Here is a 16,411-nt window from a genome sequence, read left to right on the forward strand (position 1 = left end):
AATGATGTTACTGGATCACTTCCAGCAGATTGATCATTTCCAAAGCAGCCACAGCCACATCCGCACCCTTGTTACCAGCTTTGGTCCCGGCCCTCTCGATGGCCTGTTCAATGGACTCGGTGGTCAGGACACCGAACAGGACAGGAATACTGACATCCAGCATGACCTGTGCGGTTCCCTTGGCCACCTCGCCGGCGACATATTCGAAATGAGGGGTGGCGCCGCGGATAACCACACCGAGACAGATGACAGCATCGTATCGGCCGGACCGCGCCATTTTCTGAGCCGCTAACGGGATTTCAAAAGCACCGGGGACACGGGCAACAGCAATGTCGCCGGAATCAACACCGGATCGAACCAGAGTGTCGATGGCCCCTTCAAGGAGCTTTTCGGAAATAAAGGAATTAAAACGGCTGACAATAATCCCGATTTTGCGTCCACCGCCTTGCAGATTGCCTTCCAGAAATGTGACCATGTTTGTACCTTATGGATTGATCCTTGCGCCACACTGTCCGCTCCGATGCCGATTCAACGGCAAATTGGGACTGCAGAATCTGGCAGTCTGTTCGAAATCGGCAGAAGCGCGTGCGCATAGATGGTTGAGGGAATTACACACTCCTGAATCCGTGACGGCTGGAATCTTGTTTCGGATAACGCTCACGGATTCAGGACTCTATCAACGCCTTGGCCCGAGGGCCGGGATGCTTGTCTACCGGCACTCATGGATCCCTGGTAACACACCCCATGGGCATGTCACCGTAGAGTTCGAGCAGATGTCCCAGCTTGTCGCGCTTGGTCCGCAAATACTGCTTGTTCTCATCCTCACCAGGTATCTCGATGGGAAGACGGTCAACTACCTCCAGCCCGTACCCCTCCAACCCTATGATTTTTTTAGGATTATTTGTCAGCAGGCGCATCTTTCGCACCCCGAGATCACGTAATATCTGAGCGCCGATCCCATAATCCCGCAGGTCCGGCTTAAAACCGAGCCGGGTATTGGCCTCAACCGTGTCCAGTCCATCGCTGTCCTGGAGACCATAGGCCTTGAGTTTGTTGATCAGACCGATGCCGCGTCCCTCCTGGCGCATATAAAGCACCACCCCTTTTCCTTCCTGCTCCACCATACGCATGGCTGCATGCAGTTGGGAGCCACAGTCGCACCGGGCCGAACCAAAAACGTCACCGGTGAGACATTCGGAGTGAACCCGGACCATGACCGGTTCCGCGGGAGTTATATCACCCTTGACCAGAGCAACATGCTCATCGCCGTCCACCTCGTTCTGATAGGCGACCAGGCGAAACTCTCCGGAATGGAAGGTGGGCAGCCGGGCTTCCGCGGCCCGGTGGACGAGCACATCCTTGCGGAGACGATAGGCAACCAGGTCAGCGATGGTGGCAATCTTAAGATCATGCTCACGGGCAAAAATCTCGAGATCGGGCATCCGGGCCATGGTCCCGTCGGTATTCATGATTTCACAGATGATCCCGGCGGTCCGCAGACCGGCGATCCGAGCCAGATCAACCGAACCTTCAGTCTGGCCGGTCCTGACCAAAACACCGCCCTGACGGGCTCGCAGAGGAAAAATATGGCCGGGACTGATAATGTCACGGGGGGTTGCGTCCGCCTGCACCGCCGCCTCGATGGTCCGACATCGGTCCGCGGCAGAAATGCCGGTGCTGACGCCGGTGCGGGCCTCGATACTGATGGTGAATCCAGTGCCGTACGGTGACTGGTTATTGGAAACCATCATCGGCAGTCCCAGCTGCTCCACTATGTCCGGGCTCAACGCCAGACATATCAAGCCGCGGCCATGGGTCGCCATGAAATTGATGGCCTCGGGCGTGACTTTTTCAGCGGCCATGCATAGATCACCCTCATTCTCACGATCTTCATCATCGACGAGAATGATCATTTTACCCGCCTTGATATCCTCAACAACTTCCTCTATCGAACTGACTGCCATAGCATGCCTCTTGCTGGACCTCGCCGCTCACTCCGGCCATCTTCCTTGTATTCCATGACAACACCCTGAATCCGTGACGGCGGCATTCATGTTTTGGATATATTTATCTGTAATCAGGGTTTAAGTGTAGGTACCTTTTTTATAGAACGCCTTCATCCGCCGCCCTTCGGAACACAACTGGTTTCCCGCATCACAAAAAACCGTGCTCAGCGAGAAAGGCCGGATTGATCCGGCCAGGCAATCCAGCAGCAGATTGGCCTGCCAGCATCTTTTCCACATATTTACCTATCATATCCACTTCGATATTGACCAGATCCCCTTCCTGCAGCGTTCCTAAAGTGGTCACAGCCAAGGTATGGGGGATGATGGAGACTGAAAACCTGTCCCGCTCGCAGCGGTTCACCGTCAAACTGATACCGTTGATGGCGATGGAACCTTTTTCAATAATGTACCTGGTCAATCCCTGGTCGAGAGAAAAGGTGAACAGGGTGAAATCTCCGGCGGGCCGCCGCTGTTCGACCCGACCCTGGGCATCGACATGGCCGCTGACCAGATGGCCGCCAAGACGGTCGGACAAGCGAAGGGCCCGTTCAAGATTGACCCGGTCGCCAGCCCGCAACCGGCCCAGGCCGGTCCTCGCCAGACTTTCCGGGGACACATCGACGGTGAATCGACTCCCGTTGATATTCCGCGCCGTCAGACACACCCCATTGACAGCGATGGATTCTCCTTCTTCCGGATCGGTGAGAAGAAAATCCGCCTCTAGCCCGAAGGTCATTCCCCCTCCGGAGGGTTTTTTCTCCAGTAAGGTTCCCAGCCCCTGTATGATTCCGGTGAACATTTACCGCTTCTGCTCCAGAGCCGCGGCACGAAGGTTGAACTCCTCGGCCAGCCGGGTGTGCTTGAAGCGACTATGGATGCCGGCAATGGATCGGTAGGTATCCGCGGCTTTGGCCCGTTCGCCCTGCTCGTTATAGACCTCGGCGATGCCGATCATGATTTCCACCGCCCCTTTGGGGTTGTTGGTCAGGCGATAATGTTCGAGCATATCAAAGAGCAGTTCCAAGGCTTTGTCGTGCTCCTCGAGCTTACGATAGGCAGCGGTCATTTTTTTATTGAGCGCCAGCTGCGAAAAACTGTCGTCTTCCTTTTCACAGATAACATGGGCTCTTTGATAATGGGTGATGGCCAAAGCATACTCGCCCCGGGCGAGGCAGACATCTCCGAGTCGGTCCGAAGCATTGGCGATGCCCTGTTCATCACCCTGCTCCTCAAAACCTTTCAAGGCGTTGTGGAAAGCCATGGCAGCGGCGCCAAATTCGCTTTTGCCAAGCAAGGTTCGCCCTTCCCGGTAATCTTTGCGGGCCTGATCCAGCATCTGGTCAGTATCACCTGACTGCCCACCCATGGGACAGAGGGAATCCAAGGGTTGAAAATGGTTACTCACGATTGTCTTCTCCCTTATGTATGGCACGGCTGGCGAGCATAGAGAGTTCGGCCACCGTTGTGTGATGAGGCGCACCCTGCTGGTAAACACAGACAGGGGTGGTGTCGCTCTGGAGCGCCATGATCTGAAATCCGGCCTCCTTGGCCTTGATTCGCCCGAACAGTTGCAGGGTCAAGCCGCGCAGAACGGCATTTTCGTCATTGAGCCCTGGGATGAGCACATAAAACGGCGTCTTACGAATGAGATCCGGGCGGGTGGCGGCGATTTCCCCAAGTCCCCACAGCGCCGCCTCACGGGTGCCTGGATCGCCAACGTAATTGAACAGATGCCGGGCAAAGGCCCCATAAATATCCGGGCGGGCGGCAATTATGGCACCGATGGCCTCCACCATGCCCCAGGAACTGGCGGCGGAATCAGCACAGGCCTCAAAGAGGCGATGGAGAAGATCCGCCACCGGGCCGGGTTCTCTGGTGGCCACCCGACCGCAGACCTCTCCCAGGATCCAGGCTATACGGTATCTGGCGGCGGTATCCGGCTCATAGAGCAACCGCTGCAGAAAACGCAAAGTCCGGCGATCATCCAGGCAGAGATCCACCAGGGCATCGATATCACCGCTGTGCGCCAGTTGCTGCACTTGCCGTTTGTCCGCTCGTTTGCGTTGCCGCTTGGGGTCCCGTTTTGGTTCCACCAGTGGAGAGACCGCCTGCACCTCCCCGACCAATGAACCTGGGTCGTCTTGTTCCTGTTTGCGCTGCAGGCGCTGAACCAGTTCATTCATCTCCCGGTGGAGACGGACAAAATAGAGCACCCCGCGCACGGCACGGCCGTCAAGATTGCGTTTGGCCACCACCCGGTGGGTGACTTCGTCATAGTCTTCTATCCGTCCGGTGAGATAGTCATCTTCAGGAATCAGCTCCCAGGCCAGATCCCAGTGATCACCACACGCCGTTACCAGGCACTCGACCATGGCAGCACCGACATTGTGGCCGGTGGCGTCACTGACATACACCGCCCCGCACTCACAATGTCCCATGGGGAACTCGCGCATCTTGCGTTGGACGCCGTCAGTGGGACGGCCCACATCCATGCCGCAGAAGGGGCACCAGGGCTTGACTTTTGCGTCTCCTTTACTGCCCATCTGCTTCCGTCAGTTTCCCGCGAAGTGCATCCACAAAACGGAGATCAACACTGTAGCCAAGCTCCTGGGCCTTCTCCAGATTCCGTTGCGCCTCCTTGAATTCTCCCTTGAAATAGAGGGCCACGGCAAGATTGTTTCTGGCCATCGGCGAGTCGGGTTCAAGGGTCACAGCCTGCTGGGCAGCCTCCACCGCTTTATCGTCTTCCTCCAGCATGGTGTAGGCTGAAGTCAGATTGATCCAGGCGGTGATCAGCCGGGGATCGATCTGCACGGCGGTGGTATAGCTGGCGACGGCCTCGTTGACCTCGTTGCGATGCTGGCGGATAAGACCGATATTGACATGTGCCTCGGCCATCTTCGGGGAAACGGCCAAAGCTCGCTGATTCAATTCGAGGGCACGATCGGTGTCGCCACGTTCAAAAAAGATGGCCCCGAGGTTGATCATACTCTCCATGGACTGATTATCCTGCTCGATGACCTTTTCCAAGGCAGCAATGGCCTCATCAATCCGGCCCGCCTGCCGGTAGACCAGGCCGAGATGATGGCGGGCCATGATGTTTTCAGGTTTTTCCTGCACGACCTTTTCGAGGTCAGCGATGACCTCGGCCAGGTCGGCTTTTTTCATTGTCTCTGTCATAAAAAAACTTCTCCGGTTCTTGAGTCATGCCTCCTCTTCTGCCGGCATTTTCGGCAAAAAGAGGTAAAATTTTTCACAATATAGCCACAATCAGCAGGGATGCAAGCCGGATCCGGGAAAAACAAGTGATTCCGTCCCTGACGTCGGACAGGGCGCTCATGGAGCGGCACCGTGATGGTAGGCGATAAGTTTTTTTCGTCGCTCGCGAACGAGAACCCTGTGGGCCACCTCTATATCCTTGCGGATCTGCCGGGCCAACGTCTCCGGTCCGGAAAAGGTGATTTCCCCGCGCAGGTGCTGAATCAGATTGATTTTCAGGGGGCGTCCGTAAATATCACGATTGAAATCGAAAATGTGGGTTTCCGCCACCAGGGCTGTGTCACCAAAGGTTGGGTTATAGCCAATATTGGAAACCCCGCCATACTGCTTGCCATCATAAATGACCTGGGTGACGTACACGCCTCGTTTTGGACAGAGATCCTCTTCGGAGAGGGACAGATTGGCGGTGGGAAACCCAAGCAGTTTGCCACCCCGCTGGCGCCCCGACTGCACATCCCCCCGGATCTGATAATAGCGACCGAGCAACCTGCGGACATCGCGCATCTTGCCAGCGGCGACCAGTTCGCGGATCCTTGTACTGGAAACCAGCTGTCCCTGTTCGTAATGGGCGGGCATCACCAACACTGAAAAGCCCTTTAACTCACCCTGCCGCTGCAGAAAGGCGGTATCACCCTGGCGATGTTTCCCCAGGGCATAATCGTATCCCACCACCAGATCCCGCATGCCGATTCGGCCGAGAAGCACTTCATCCACAAATTCATCCGCAGTCGTTAAAGCAATCTCTCGGTTGAAAGGAATGATCACAAGCACATCGATGCCAGCCCGTTCGATCAGTTCAATCTTCTGTGGGGTGGTTGAAATCAGCCTGATCCCTTTTGAACCTAATACTTTGAGCGGATGCGGGTCAAAAGTGATGGCAACGCTGACACCAGCATGCTGGTGGGCCCTGGCCACAACCTGATCGAAGAGTTTCTGATGACCGAGATGCACACCATCGAAATTGCCGATGGTGACATGTGCTCGCGGAAAAGGATGAGGGATGTCTTTCAGGTCAGTATAAATGTCCATGGAAGCCACCGCCGATACCCGGCGGGCCTGTTCAAACAAAAAAAGTGTCTCCCGGCAGGCAAGGAAACCCTCGCAACCATGGAAACGGGATATGTACCCCAAATCGAATAAACAAGCAAACAGTTCATCCTGAATCCGTGAGCGTTCGTCCCGATGCATACCTGTCCATCACCCATCAGGACCATCATCCACCACACCAGTGCTGTCCCCGGAGTTGCCAGGATAATCCCGGTCAATATTCTCTCCAGGCGCAAAAGAAATTGTTGACAAAAAACCGTTTAGCCAGCATATTCACCGACGCAATGCCGAAGTGGCGGAATTGGTAGACGCGCTAGGTTCAGGGTCTAGTTGGGGTTTCCCAGTGGAAGTTCGAGTCTTCTCTTCGGCACCAAGAAAAAATCAAGGCTTTATCCCATAATATCAGGGATAAAGCCTTTTTTTGTCCATTTCCTCTCCCCGCCCTGCCCTTTCCCGCCTTGCCATTCTTTGCTGTCTTATGTCCAATAAGTATAGTGAATCTTGAAGACTCCCGGGATCGGCCAATTTCTTGCGAATTAAGATTCACCAAAATCCAGGGCGCCAGACGTTTCGCTCTCACCCTGGGACAAGAGATCTCCAAGGCCGGAGGCCCTGTGTGTCCGCTGTTTCACTGCCGCGGCCAGCAGGTCGGTTGAGGTTCCTGCGAGGGTAAATAAGGAGCGGGACCGGGTGAGGCCGGTGTAGATCAGCTCCCGGGTCAGCAACGGACTCATGGTCTCGGGCATGACCAGGACAGTGTGGTCAAACTCCGACCCCTGGGATTTGTGAACGGTCATGGCATAGACGGTTTCCACAGTTCCCAGCCGTGAGGGCAGCACCTGCTTCAAGGAACCATCAGCCGTGGGAAAGACCACCCGCAGGATCGTTGCAGGCAGATCCCCTTCTGCATGGTTTTCGGAGCCGCTCTTGCTCACCGCAAAGACAATACCGATGTCCCCGTTCATGAGCCCCAGGCTGTAGTCGTTCCGGGTGACCATCACCGGTCGGCCCGGATACCATCCCTGGGTGGCCCGTATCAGCCCGGCATTGGCGAGAATCCGGGCGGTGATATGATTGAGCCCTTCCACGCCCCAGTCTCCTTTGCGAACAGGGCTGAGCAGCTGAAACCGGTTAAAGCTCTCCAGAACGGCCCTGAACCAATGGTCCTCCGAAGGCCAGGCCCCGGATCCCCCGGCCATGATGGCAAGATATTCCCGGTAGCCGACCGGCTGCTGCGCAGCATGTTGAAATGATTGCGGATTGCCGTCCAGGACCAGGCTGCGAAACCCTGCAGCTTCACAGGAAGGGATGACCAGCCGGGAAATATCGGCATACCCCTGCTCCCATACCGTAGAGACCTGCTGGCCATCGCCCTGGTTGACTGCCCGGGCCAAGGCACCGATGCCGCTGTTTTCATGGAATCTGTGGCTTGTTCGCAACACAACGATCCGCTGGTCCAGGGCGGTTCCCGAACCTGAAAACGCTGCCAATTCGTATCCAGTGGCTTTTTGGACCATAGCAAGGGTTTGCGGCCGATAACCGGGGTTGGAGGCATGGGCGCAGATATCCCCGAGCACGGACCCGGCTTCCACCGATGCCAACTGATCCTTGTCGCCGAGAAGGATCAGCCGCGCCTGGGGCGGCAAGGCACCCAGCAGCGCAGCCATCATTTCAAGATCGATCATGGACGCCTCGTCCACCACCAGCAGATCCACATGAAGCCGGTTGTTGCGATTGTGAACAAACCGGCGGGTATCAGGACGGGTGCCTAACAGTCGGTGCAGGGTCGTCACCTCGGTGGGTATATGGGCCTCAAGTTGCCCCGGCAAAAAGTCCATGGCCCTGGAGAGGGATTCCGTGAGCCGGACCGCGGCCTTTCCCGTGGGGGCGGCCAGGCGGATCCGCAGCGCCTTGCCCTGCTCCGTGGCGATCCCCTGCAGCAGGCCCAGAATCTGAACCACGGTGGTGGTTTTTCCGGTCCCTGGCCCTCCGGAGATCACGCAGAATCGGGAAGCAGCAGCAATGGCCGCGGCCACGCTCTGCCAATGGATGCTGTGCTTGCTCGTTTCTTCCGGGCTTCTCAACCTGGCAAACAGTTGATCCAGGCGATCCTCCAAGTCGCCGGGGACGGGGAGCGTCTGTTCCACCCTGTCAAGGATTTCCCGGGCTACCTGCCGGGTATAGTGCCAATAGCGCCGCAGATAGAGGCGGCCCTGGTACAGAACCAGGGGGGAGCTATCCGTGTCCTTGCCAACCAGAGCCGACCTGGAAAAATTATCGACCCAGATCTCTTGGCTCAGACCACGAAGAATCCGTGACGGCGCGACCGGCATATCGCCTCCTGTCTCTCCTTCCGGTGGAAGAGAAAGGGTGCCCTCGGGATCAGCCAGGGTCCTGTCTATATCCAGGCAGATATGGCCCCGTCCCAACTGGTGGCTGGCCAGGGCCGCCCCGAGCAGCACCAGTGCAGAGGCAGAAGGGTCCTGGCGGTGTGCAAACAGCACCAAGGCCTGGTCAATGGGCCTGAGCCAGCCCCAGGTGGTCCAGGTGCGGATCAGGTTAAAAAAATCAGTGAGGGGCAGCATGAGTTTCTTTTTCCTTGAACAATTTGTCCAGCGCACTGATCAGGCTTGCCGGAGGCTTGTCCGCATAGACCCCCTGGCCGGATTCGTTCACCCCGCGTAAAAACAGATAGACCACACCGCCCACATCCCGTTCGTAGTCATACCGCGGAAGACGGGCCTTGAGCAACCGGTGCAGGGCCAGGGTATACAACAGGTACTGAAGATCATACCGGTGCCCGGCCATGGCCCGGGCCATGGCCTCCTGCCCATAGGCGCTCTGCTCTTCTCCCAGATAATTGGATTTGTAATCCAAAACAAAATACCGACCCTCAAAACTGAACACCAGATCGATGAAACCTTTGAGCATGCCGTTGACCCGGTCCGGCCGCAGCACTGGCCGGACAATGCCCGGCAGCACCCTCTCGGTCAGCATACGGTCCAGAGAAGGGATATCCACCTGGTGCGCTGCAAAGAGAAATTCCATTTCCGCCCGGCATTGTTCTGTTTTCAGGGCCGACAGCGTCATGGAGGTTGCAGATAGAGCCGGAGACAGGCGCAACGGGGTGCGCAGCAAATTCAGCAACCAGTCAGCAAGCACATCGGCCCACAGGTCCCAGCCCCGGCGACTGCACATGCTTGTGACCTTGTCCCGGGTGGCGGCAGGGTCCTGTGCTACCCGGTCAAATCCGGTGTGCGCAGCCCATTCGAGGAGATCATGGAGAAAGGTTCCCGGCTCAGGCCCCCGGGCGAAGGTGTGGATGGAACGCGCCCTCAGGGGTGCCCCCAGGGACAATCTTTCTTCCTTGGCGCTTTCCTGGAGTTGGTCCTGCGCCGGCGAGTCCGGCGAGTCCATGGCTGTATCATTGCTCGAGCCAGGGGCATCGGCCCCGGCATCCGGCATGGCCGCACCGGTGAGTATCCCCGAATAACTGGTGATCCGCCAGTTTTGCGGAATAGTTCCTGAAAATTGCCGTGCAGGGAAAAGCGGCTGATTTTCCGGCTGCGGAGCCGCAATGTTGCCAGACGGATCCGGCAGGGGCAGCACGGCAATGGCCTCACAATCCCCTTTGACCTCGGCAAGAAGAGCCGCAAACTCATCGGTGGGAATCATCGCCCCTCCCTTGAGCAGGTAACCGATGGCTGCCTGGTGCAGATCGCTGGAATCCCTCCTGTTTTTACCCATGACACCCATACCCATCCAGCAGGCGTGGCAGGCCCGGGTCAGGGCCACGTAGAGGATACGCAGATCCTCGGCCAACCGTTCCTGGTCCGCTCTGGCAAGATCCTCGTCGTCCGGATGCACCACCATCCGCACAGTCCCGTCCGGGTCATGAATTTGTACGAAGACGGTATTTTTTGCGGTCACTTTCCTGAAACTACAGATAAAAGGCAGGAACACCAGGGGATATTCCAGGCCCTTAGCTTTGTGGACCGTCACCACCCGGACCAGGGCCTGGTCGCTTTCCAGGCGAAGGATCTGCTCATCGCCGCCCCCCTGGGGATTGTCAATCTGCCCGGCCAGCCACCGGATCAGACTCTGCTCGCCGTCAAGGTCGGCAGCCGCCGCCTGGAGCATTTCCGCCAGATGGAGCACATTGGTGAGTTGCCGCTCCCCCTCAGGGGCCGCCAGCATCCTGGCGCCCGCATTGAGCCCTGCCAGCAGGGCTCTGATCATGGGCAGTACTCCCTGATAGTGCCAGATGCCCTGCAGGTGCTTGAACCGTTCCTGTTCAGCCTCCCAGGCCAGCTCGTCCTGTTTGAGCCGGTCAAGGGTTGCATAGGAAAGATCGAGAATCCCGGTCGCCAGGGCAGTCCTGAGCAGCTTCTCGTTGGTGGGATCGGCACATGCCTGGAGGATATACAGCAAGGACTGGGCTTCCGGGGTAGTAAACACAGATTCGCGGTCCGACAGATAGACCGATTTGACCCCGCGCGCTGTCAGGGCAGAGCGAATGGCTGCCGCTTCCCTGCCGTCCCGGACAAGCACGGCAATGTCCGAGGGCCGCAGCGGGGTCATCTCTTTTCCCGGCTCAGCAAAGCCGGCCTGGCAGGGTATCTGACGGCCAAGGTTGATCAACCGGGTGATTTCATGGGCACAAGCCCGGGCCATCCGGGCAATGTAGCCTTCAGGGCCGCTTTTGTTAACCGGTCCGTCCTGGTCCATCTGCCACAGGGTCATGGCCGGGACCGGCTGGCCCTCGACGGTCAGCGTTTCCGGCCGGCCCTGTGCGGTGACCGGCTCAAAAGGGATCTGCTCCTTGAACAGAAAGGCCCCTTGGGGCAGATGGGATGCCCTGGCAAAGACCTGGTTGACCGCCGCCACCATGGAATGCGTGGAGCGGAAATTTTTCTCCAGGGTATAATGGTGGCCCCTGGTATCCTCTTTTGCTTTGAGATAGGTATGGATATCCGCGCCCCTGAAGGCATAGATGGCCTGCTTGGGATCACCGATCATGAACAGCCCCGTGTTTTCCCGGTCCAGGTAAATAGTGGCAAAGGAACTGTACTGGACCGGGTCCGTGTCCTGGAACTCATCGATCATGGCCACGGGAAACTGGGCACGGATCACCCGGGCCAGACGGTTTTCACCGGATCCGGGTCGGGACAAGGCCTGGCCGAGTCGGGTCAGCAGATCATTGAACCCTATCCGGGAAAGACGGTCCTTGGCCGCCAGAACCCTTTGCCTGATCTCGGCCGCGGCCTGATAGAGAAAGGCCTGTTCAGGATCCATCGAGACAAGGTCCTCGTTGAGCCGGTTCAGGGCATCATAGGCCGGATGGGCCGGGGGGGTCTTGTTTTTCGATGTCCCGGCGGCCAGACCGCGGGAGGACATTTTTTCCAGAACCTTTTCGTCCGGCAAAGGGCCGGCATGGTGCACCCATTGATCGAGTTCTACAATCCATTGTTCCAGGGAGGCTGCTCGGTATTTATTGTTGTTGAGGGTCTTATCAGTCCGGGCTTGGTTGATCTGCGCCACGGCGTGGGCAAAATCCGCTGCCCAGACCAGCCGGGCCGCTTCGATGGATTGCATGCGCCGTGCCAACAGGGCAAAGGGATCATCCGACCGAATCTCGCCGACAAAATCGAGGCCATTGATGAGGGGCAATACCTGTTTGAGCAGCTCCTGGGGCGTGGAGATCCGGACCACGGTCTTGAAAGCCGCTACCATTTCAGCACTCAGGGGATACAACCTGGCCCGCCAGAAATCACAGGCCGCCTCTTCGAGCAAATCCTGATCGCTGGGGGCAAGCTCCAGATCAAACAGGGATAAACTGTCAAAGGCATGCTGGCGAAGCATACGCTGACACCAGGCATGAATAGTGTGAATGGCGGATTCATCCATCCACTGAGCGGCCCGCTCCAGGCGCATGGCCATGGCCGGCCATTGATCGGATCTGTACTCATCCTTGAGATCGTGGAGGAAGGTATCCCCCGGCGCACTTCCTCGGAAAAAGGCGGCGGCTTCGGTCAGCCGGCTGCGGATCCGCTCCCGCAGTTCTTCGGTGGCTGCATTGGTAAAGGTGACCACCAGGATTTCCGGCGGGGTCAAGGGCCGAAAAAATCCCCTTTCTCCGCCGTGCCCCAGAACCAGGCGAAGATAGAGGGCTGCAATGGTGTAGGTCTTTCCCGTTCCCGCGCTGGCTTCGATGAGCCGGACCCCGTGGAGAGGAAAGGTCATTGGATGTAGTTTTACCACCATGGTTATTCCTCTTTTTCCAGGGCTTGCAGCAGGGGTGTATACAAAATCTGGCAAAGGGCGGCAAAATGATTGTCCCGGGCCTGCCAGAGATCCGTGAACGTGGGATAAGCTCTCTGCAGACAGGGATCATGTGCCAGTTCGCCGCCGGAATTGAAGCCGTCACCTTCATACACCCTGGACGCCGTGGCCTTTGCCCGATCCTCGTCTTGAGAGAGCAGGGCATGGGTATAGGCCAGACCGGTTTTTGCCGTGACCGGTAAAGGCCAACGCAGCCCGGAGCACAAACACACGACCATATCCGTGAGGATGTGCCGGGCCAGGGATTGCCCCATGGGGGCAAGAGAAACCGTTCCGCCCGGGGCCACGAGATGACTGGCAAGGCGGATACCCTGGGCGCATCCGGCCACATGTTTCACCCACAGCCCTGCCAGGCTGTGCAGCCGGATTATTTTTCCCGTGTTGTTGTCCATAATGGGCAGGGAATAAAACTCCCAGCGGGCAAAGCGGACCGAATCCGTGCACTCGCCGGTTGCATCCGGAGCATTGACCTCATGAACCTTGTCCAGCCAGTCATCCAGGGCAACAGACGGCATGTCCTCCGGGGCGATGGGCTGGGCGATCTCCATGGGATCGCAGGGACAGGGCCATTGATCCAGGAGGACCTGATGGCCTTGCAGCATATCCAGCACCGATTCCATAAGCTTTTGGGCGGCAAGATGACCAAACCCGGCCATGGGCAGAGCTCCGGCGCGAATCAGGCGCAGGGCCTCTGCTTCCACAGCAGCAGGGGCATCGGCCTGCCCCGCATGCAGCCCGGCTTCCAGCAGCTGATTGCCCAGTCTGAAGGGGGCCAGGTTATCCAGGGCAAAGGGTTCCTGATCCTGGCTGGTCGCGGACAGGTCATCAAAGCGGACGGACAAACGCTGATTGAAAAAATACCTGACCGGTTGTGTATAAAACCGGACCAGAGAACCCAGATTCAGCCCTTCCGTAAGATCAGGCGGGTCCAGGAGCTGGTGAATACTTGCTGTCGACTGGTGATTGTTGTCGATGTCCAGGGAAGTGCGCCACTCATGGGCATAGGTGAAAAGATCGGAGCGGTTGTCAAGGAAATAGGCCTTGGCAAAGGGCTGCAAAGGATAGGTGCGGGTCAGGGCCGCCAGGAGATCTCCGTTGCCGGTGCCCTCTTTCTGCAAACACCACCCGGCCGCCAGGTAGTCCCGCAACTGCCCCACCAGAACCGAAGGCATCCGTTCGCTGTTGTCGCGGTCATCCCGGCCCACATAGGAGATGTACAACCGCTCCCGGGCTGAAAGCAGGGCTTCCAGAAAAAGATAGCGGTCATCTTCACGCCGGGACCGGTCGCCGGGTCGATACAGCCCATTACCGGCCATGAGATCAAAGTCAAGCGGGGGACGGCTTCTGGGAAAATCTCCGTCGTTCATGCCTAACAGACAGACCACCCGGAAAGGTATGGCCCGCATGGGCATCAAGGTCCCAAAATTCACCATGCCCGCCAGAAAACGCTGGGAGATGCTGGATTCCTTCATTCGCGCCAGCAGAAAGGCCCGGACAACAGCCAGGGTCAATGCTTCATCCAGCATGGCCTGGTCACAGGCATCCTGCCACTGGTCCAGGACTTGATCGAGACGGCTCAGGGTCAGATGATCCTGACTGTCCTGGGCCAGGAAACAATCCTGGACAAGTTTGCGGATCCGTCGGCACCAGGCAGTCGGGGTTCCTGTCTGGTTCAGCTCCCGCCACAGGCTGTCCAGTTGCCTGATCACATCGAACAGCAGCCCGGCCAGAGCCGCATCGAGTCCGCCTACTTCTTCATAGGGTTCGATGCCAATCCATGCCGCGCCCTGCCCCACGGCATAGCCTAAAAGCATACGGTCGAGGCCAAAGCTCCAGGTGTTCTGCTCCAGCCCCTCGGGCAGTTCGAAAAAGGTGCGTTGCTCACCATGCAGCCCCCAGGAGATCCCGGCCCCTTCAATCCATTGCTTCAGTCTGGGTATATCCGCAGCTTCAATCTGAAATCGTTTGCGGAAGGCCCCGACCTCGAGCAGGTCCAGAACCACACTGACCCCCATGCGGGAATCAGGCAGGTGGAGAAGGGTTTCCAGGGCCTTGAGCAGAGGTACGCTTTCTCTGTTGGGCTTATCGGCAATGGTAAAGGGAATAAAACGGGGATCCGTCAAGGACAAGTTCCCGAAAACCGCCTCGATATGCGGGGCATAGGACTCGATATCAGGGGTCATGACAATAATGTCCCGGGGCTTCAAGTCTTCGAGGGTCTCAAAACAATGGAGGAGTTGATCCTGAAGAATCTCCACTTCCCGTTGCCGGCTGTGGGCGAGATGAAAACAGATGGACTGATCTTCTGGCCCAACCGCTGGTTTTGCTGCCTCGTCTTTGGCAAGGGGCTCGAGGTCGAGGACCGCCTGCTGGACCTGCCGCAACAGGGAATGGTCGCTCCCGGCGACCAGAAAATCCGCAAACAGATCAATCTGGGTAAAAGCGGTTGCATAGTTTTCCGGTTGGTCATACCCGTACAGCAGGCCGATATAATCCCGGCCCTGCTTTCCCCACGCCGCAAGCAGGGGATTGGCATGCTGGTGCAGCAGTGCGGGATCCAGGGGCTCGGGCATGGTGGCCTTTGCCTTGTGCCGGGCATGCTCGATGCGCAACAGCTCGCGGTCTTCAATGATGTCGGCCCAGAAGTGCCTGCAGGGATTGTGCACAAAAAGCAACACCTGGCACAACGAGGACACGGCGTGCAGGGTTTCCAATACCTGCCGGGGCAGAGAGGAAATACCAAAGACAATGGTTCGGGGCGACAATTCTCTGGGCCGGCCTTGCAATGTCCGGGCCTTTTCCACAAATCTGTGGTGAAGATCGGACCGGCTCAGATTTCTGTCTTCCTCGCGAACATCAGCCTTGATCCTTCGCCAGAGTTCAGCCTGCCAGAGCTGATCTTCTCCCAGGGGTTCCGGTTCTTTCGCTATCCTGGTCAGCCGGTCAACGCCCTGGGCCCAGTCCTCGAGCCAATCAGCCCGGTACACCTGGTACTGGTCATACAGATCGGCGAGATGGGCGGCCAACTGGCCGCGTTTACGCTGGTCTGTATCGTGGTCAAGAAAGCGGCGCAAAGGATCAAAAAGGCGTTCCGCGCACAACCCGGGCAAAAGCCTGAAAATGCGCCACATCAGCCGCTCTTTGTCATAGGGTGATTCCGCCGGAATGCTGTCGCTGCCCAGAACAGCCCGATAGGCGCTCCAGACAAAATGCCCGGGCAGCTGCATGTCTATTCCGGCACTGATACCACATCCATCGTCCGCGGCCAGGGCCAGCTTGAGCCATTGGGCCATCCCGTTACTCTGGACAATGAACTGCTCGCTTTCCAGCACCTGCAAAGGATGGGCCTTGATCCACCCCACCGCCACCTGTCGTAAATCTTCCAGGCGGTTGGAATGGATTATGGCAAGCCCCGGGGAAAGGTCCTGGCCGGTGTTTTTGTTTTGGGTACCCATTGAATTTTATGTGATTATGAAGCCGTAACCAGTGCAAACTGTCGCTTCGACGTGCACCAGAGAATCGTTCTCCCGGATCCGTGAGTGTTCGTACGTGGGGCAGCTGTGTTGTCTATGACCGTTCGATGAATGGACACTTTATCGAACGGAACCGGGCAATGAAAATGGCGTGCGGACGAACGTCCCAAAGGGTGGCTGGCGAAGGTTACTTTCAAGGATTCCGCTGTAATTATAATGTGATGACAGCAAGATATATTCAAAAAAAGCGTCCAGCCGTCACGG

At 57.6% G+C, this 16,411-nt stretch carries 10 protein-coding genes and 1 tRNA gene; 1 reads left to right on the forward strand and 10 read right to left on the reverse strand.

The window, feature by feature from the left end; genetic code table 11:
• Window positions 1–7: 7 nt before the first annotated feature.
• The 7 genes from ribH to JWG43_RS02505 form a co-directional block, all read right to left on the reverse strand.
• On the reverse strand, window positions 8–475 hold the full coding sequence (ribH, locus tag JWG43_RS02475) for a 6,7-dimethyl-8-ribityllumazine synthase (RefSeq protein ID WP_205241229.1): 468 nt from the start codon (window positions 473–475) through the stop codon (window positions 8–10).
• A 244-nt stretch (window positions 476–719) separates the two neighbouring features.
• Window positions 720–1,964 (reverse strand): bifunctional 3,4-dihydroxy-2-butanone-4-phosphate synthase/GTP cyclohydrolase II, encoded by a 1,245-nt coding sequence (locus JWG43_RS02480; protein ID WP_205241230.1) that lies wholly within the window; start codon window positions 1,962–1,964, stop codon window positions 720–722.
• A 190-nt stretch (window positions 1,965–2,154) separates the two neighbouring features.
• Window positions 2,155–2,805, reverse strand: coding sequence for a riboflavin synthase (locus JWG43_RS02485; protein WP_205241231.1), 651 nt, complete (start codon window positions 2,803–2,805; stop codon window positions 2,155–2,157).
• Window positions 2,806–3,411: a tetratricopeptide repeat protein gene (locus JWG43_RS02490; RefSeq protein ID WP_205241232.1), complete on the reverse strand. Its 606-nt coding sequence runs from the start codon at window positions 3,409–3,411 to the stop codon at window positions 2,806–2,808. It abuts the gene before it with no gap.
• A complete protein-coding gene (locus JWG43_RS02495; protein ID WP_205241233.1) occupies window positions 3,404–4,549 on the reverse strand; it encodes a DVU0298 family protein in 1,146 nt (381 codons plus the stop codon). The genes JWG43_RS02490 and JWG43_RS02495 overlap by 8 nt, the downstream gene beginning before the upstream one ends.
• Window positions 4,539–5,186, reverse strand: a complete 648-nt coding sequence (locus JWG43_RS02500; RefSeq protein ID WP_205241234.1) for a tetratricopeptide repeat protein — start codon at window positions 5,184–5,186, stop codon at window positions 4,539–4,541. The genes JWG43_RS02495 and JWG43_RS02500 overlap by 11 nt, the downstream gene beginning before the upstream one ends.
• A 156-nt stretch (window positions 5,187–5,342) precedes the next feature.
• Window positions 5,343–6,473, reverse strand: coding sequence for a bifunctional riboflavin kinase/FAD synthetase (locus JWG43_RS02505; RefSeq protein ID WP_240193329.1), 1,131 nt, complete (start codon window positions 6,471–6,473; stop codon window positions 5,343–5,345).
• Window positions 6,474–6,618: 145 nt separating this feature from the next.
• Between JWG43_RS02505 and JWG43_RS02510 the strand changes: the two genes are divergently transcribed.
• Window positions 6,619–6,705 (forward strand) — tRNA-Leu (locus tag JWG43_RS02510).
• A gap of 163 nt (window positions 6,706–6,868) precedes the next feature.
• Here JWG43_RS02510 and recD read toward each other — a convergent pair.
• From recD to recC, 3 genes are read right to left on the reverse strand one after another with little or no spacing between them, the layout of a single operon-like run.
• A complete protein-coding gene (recD, locus tag JWG43_RS02515) occupies window positions 6,869–8,917 on the reverse strand; it encodes an exodeoxyribonuclease V subunit alpha (protein ID WP_205241235.1) in 2,049 nt (682 codons plus the stop codon).
• Window positions 8,901–12,596 carry an exodeoxyribonuclease V subunit beta gene (recB, locus tag JWG43_RS02520; RefSeq protein ID WP_205241236.1) on the reverse strand — a complete coding sequence of 1,232 codons (3,696 nt, stop codon included), beginning with the start codon at window positions 12,594–12,596 and terminating at the stop codon, window positions 8,901–8,903. Before recB ends, recD begins: the two co-directional genes overlap by 17 nt.
• Before the next feature lie 2 nt (window positions 12,597–12,598).
• Window positions 12,599–16,129 carry an exodeoxyribonuclease V subunit gamma gene (recC, locus tag JWG43_RS02525; RefSeq protein WP_205241237.1) on the reverse strand — a complete coding sequence of 1,177 codons (3,531 nt, stop codon included), beginning with the start codon at window positions 16,127–16,129 and terminating at the stop codon, window positions 12,599–12,601.
• Window positions 16,130–16,411 lie beyond the last annotated feature (282 nt).

Origin of the sequence: Desulfobulbus alkaliphilus, from assembly GCF_016918545.1 — a bacterium.
Taxonomy (GTDB): domain Bacteria; phylum Desulfobacterota; class Desulfobulbia; order Desulfobulbales; family Desulfobulbaceae; genus Desulfobulbus; species Desulfobulbus alkaliphilus.

Bases quoted from the DNA above. Each gene is read 5' to 3' on its own strand.
- ribH (WP_205241229.1), bottom strand. From the start codon at position 475: ATGGTCACATTTCTGGAAGGCAATCTGCAAGGCGGTGGACGCAAAATC.
- JWG43_RS02480 (WP_205241230.1), bottom strand. From the start codon at position 1,964: ATGGCAGTCAGTTCGATAGAGGAAGTTGTTGAGGATATCAAGGCGGGT.
- JWG43_RS02485 (WP_205241231.1), bottom strand. From the start codon at position 2,805: ATGTTCACCGGAATCATACAGGGGCTGGGAACCTTACTGGAGAAAAAA.
- JWG43_RS02495 (WP_205241233.1), bottom strand. From the start codon at position 4,549: ATGGGCAGTAAAGGAGACGCAAAAGTCAAGCCCTGGTGCCCCTTCTGC.
- JWG43_RS02500 (WP_205241234.1), bottom strand. From the start codon at position 5,186: ATGACAGAGACAATGAAAAAAGCCGACCTGGCCGAGGTCATCGCTGAC.
- JWG43_RS02505 (WP_240193329.1), bottom strand. From the start codon at position 6,473: ATGCATCGGGACGAACGCTCACGGATTCAGGATGAACTGTTTGCTTGT.
- recD (WP_205241235.1), bottom strand. From the start codon at position 8,917: ATGCTGCCCCTCACTGATTTTTTTAACCTGATCCGCACCTGGACCACC.
- recB (WP_205241236.1), bottom strand. From the start codon at position 12,596: ATGGTGGTAAAACTACATCCAATGACCTTTCCTCTCCACGGGGTCCGG.
- recC (WP_205241237.1), bottom strand. From the start codon at position 16,129: ATGGGTACCCAAAACAAAAACACCGGCCAGGACCTTTCCCCGGGGCTT.